The 2,447-nt window shown below is 43.8% G+C and carries 3 protein-coding genes; all 3 read left to right on the forward strand.

What is annotated here, in order from left to right; all coding sequences use genetic code 11:
• The coding region (locus HRT75_RS12720; protein WP_291187395.1) for a DNA translocase FtsK at positions 1-695 on the forward strand (695 nt) is incomplete at its 5' end.
• A gap of 44 nt (positions 696-739) precedes the next feature.
• Entirely contained in the window at positions 740-1,381 is a 642-nt protein-coding gene (locus tag HRT75_RS12725) for an outer membrane lipoprotein carrier protein LolA (protein ID WP_291187397.1), read from the forward strand.
• 75 nt (positions 1,382-1,456) lie between these two features.
• On the forward strand, positions 1,457-2,447 hold a 991-nt coding region (locus HRT75_RS12730), incomplete at its 3' end, for an LptF/LptG family permease (protein WP_291187400.1).

Consider the following 2,447-nt stretch of genomic DNA (forward strand, 5'->3'; position numbering starts at 1 on the left):
CAAACAACGGACACCGCTTTTTGCCGTATATCATTCTGGTAGTTGATGAATTTGCGGATCTGATCATGACCGCAGGGAAAGAGGTGGAAACCCCTATTGCACGTCTGGCTCAGTTGGCTCGTGCCATTGGAATCCACTTGATCATTGCCACGCAACGTCCTTCTGTAAACGTGATCACAGGGATCATCAAAGCGAACTTCCCAGCGCGTATTGCCTTTAGAGTAACCTCTAAGATCGACTCACGAACCATTTTGGATGCTACAGGAGCCGATCAGCTCATTGGGCGCGGAGACATGCTTTACACCCAAGGGAACGAGGTGATACGACTGCAATGTGCTTTTGTCGATACGCCTGAGGTGTCTAAGATCACGGATTATATCGGTGGACAAAAGGCCTATCCGGATGCACACCTATTGCCAGAATACGTAGGAGAAGAAAGTGGTACAAATCTTGATATATCTAAAGACGACCGCGATTCACTGTTCCGTGAAGCGGCAGAAGTGCTGGTAATTGCTCAGCAAGGCTCTGCCTCTTTATTGCAGCGCAAACTCAAATTGGGGTACAACCGAGCAGGACGTATCATTGACCAATTGGAGGCTGCAGGAATTGTTGGCCCTTTTGAAGGCAGTAAAGCCAGACAGGTTTTGGTGCCGACCATTGAAGCCTTGAATCAGTTGTTGGATAATGAAGTATAAATCAAAAATGAAGTTGCACTGAGCAACAAAAAAACTTAGAAACCATGAGATCGATACTACTCGGTTGTTTATTAGTTTTAAGCGGAGGATTTGCCGCCGCACAGGACGCCAAGACCCTGTTGGATGAAGTATCCGCTAAAGTGCGTTCTTACGAAAATATTGTCATCGATTTTAAATACAGCCTCAATAATGAGAAGCAGAAGGTGAAGCAAGATACCCGTGGCAATGTGACCTTGGAGGGAGACAAATATCATCTCAATATGTTGGGAACTACCCGCATCAGCGATGGCGTCAATATTTACTCCATTGTGCCTGAAGATGAAGAAGTCACCATCTCTACCATTGGCAGTGATGAAAATACAGGCATTACTCCTAGTGAAATGCTGACCTTCTATGAAGAGGGTTATACATATAAAATGGACATCGTTCAAAACGTAAAAGGACGTAAGATCCAATACGTGAAATTGATGCCGATTGACAGCAATGCGGAGATCAAAGATATCTTGCTGGGCATTGATAGCATGACCAAGCATATTTACAAGCTGATTCAAACCGATGCCAACGGTACAGAGTTTACCATTACTGTTAATTCTTTTAAAACCAATCAGCCCATTTCAAAAACCTTGTTTAGTTTTGATCAGTCTAAGTACGAAGCAGACGGCTATTTTATCAACAGGCTGAACTAGCGGCATTTGAAAATTCTCGATCGTTACATACTGGTCACTTACATACGCACTTTTTTAAGCGTATTTTTTATCCTGATGTTCATTTTTATCCTCCAGACCATCTGGTTGTATATCTCTGAACTGGCAGGAAAGGGATTGGATATGGTAGTAGTACTGAAGTTTTTGATGTACTTCTCTCCTAAGCTGATTCCGCTGGTATTACCACTGACGATCTTGGTTTCATCCCTTATGGTTTTTGGGAACTTTGCAGAAAAGTACGAGTTCGCGGCTATGAAATCTACGGGTATCTCACTGCAACGCGCTATGCGCAGCTTGACCCTCTTTATTGTTACGATAAGCTTTACGGCCTTTTGGTTTGCCAACAGCGTTATTCCATGGGCAGAATATAAATCCTTAAACCTCAGGCGGAACATTGCCCAAAAGAAACCCGCCATGGTTATTGCAGAAGGGCAATTCAGTTCTATTGGCGATGAGCTCAACATCAAGGTGGATGAAAAGTCGGGAGATCGGGACCAGTATCTGGATCAGGTGATCATACACAAGAAAAAACCAAAAATTGCCGGGAACTACACCGTAATGGTGGCAGAACGCGGGGAACTGATCGGGTCTGAAGATTCCAATCTTTTATCACTCAAACTAGACAACGTCTATTATTATGACGAGGTTCAAGTACGGGATGTCAAAAAGAAAAAGCGAAAACCCTTTGTCAAGAGTTATCTGGACACCTATACCATAAACATCGATCTGAGTGAGATCAACAATATTGATCTGGAAGCGGAAGGAGAACTCAGCAATCATGGAATGTATCCTATTTCTGAGCAGCTCCCTGCCATCGACACCCTTTCTGACAATTTCTCCACAGACATCAAGACTTTTGCCAATACCATGTATCTGCGTTCTGGGGTTGCGAGTATTGGAGATAATTACGCGCCTAAGGAACCCAAAGATTCCATCTACAATCCTTTAGACGCTTTTCAGCCAGCGGATCAGAAGAAGATCATACAAATAGCCCAAAGCAGCGTTAGCGGTACCCTACAGACTTTAGAGGCCAAAAAGGATGAGTTCT

Source organism: Gilvibacter sp. (assembly GCF_013214815.1).
In the GTDB taxonomy this organism is placed as follows: domain Bacteria; phylum Bacteroidota; class Bacteroidia; order Flavobacteriales; family Flavobacteriaceae; genus Gilvibacter.

Coding starts and splice junctions, on each gene's coding strand:
- HRT75_RS12725 (WP_291187397.1), top strand. CDS start 740: ATGAGATCGATACTACTCGGTTGTTTATTAGTTTTAAGCGGAGGATTT.